The organism is Variovorax sp. Soil_C_39 (genome assembly GCF_057656815.1).
Genome location: NZ_JBDGJQ010000043.1, coordinates 143 through 549 on the forward strand (window position 1 = coordinate 143; position 407 = coordinate 549).

The window sequence follows — 407 nt, forward strand, 5'->3', positions numbered from 1 at the left end:
CGGATTGACAACGACGGTGCCGTTGGCGGGCGGCGTGCCCACCACGTAGCTCAGGCTGTCGCCATCCAGGTCGACGCCGGTCACCTGGCCGTTGACAGGCGTGTCCTCTGGCGTGGTCAACGTGTAGTTCGGCACGGTGGGCGCATCGTTGGTCGGGCTGACCGTCACTTCCACCGTGCTGGTGGCCGTGCCGCCGTTGCCGTCATCGACGACAACGGTGAAGGTGTCCGTGCCATTGAAGTTCTCACCCGGTGTGTACGTGTAGGTTCCGTCCGGATTGACAACGACGGTGCCGTTGGCGGGCGGCGTGCCCACCACGTAGCTCAGGCTGTCGCCATCCAGGTCGACGCCTGTCACCTGGCCCGCGACGGGCGTGTCCTCGGGCGTGGTCAGCGTGTAGTTCGGAA

Annotated in this window: 1 protein-coding gene; it reads right to left on the reverse strand. The window is 66.1% G+C overall.

Annotated elements, in window-relative coordinates; translation table 11 throughout:
- Window positions 1–407, reverse strand: a 407-nt coding sequence (locus AC3A6J_RS28015) for a cadherin-like domain-containing protein (RefSeq protein WP_487863274.1), incomplete at both ends; no start/stop codon positions are given.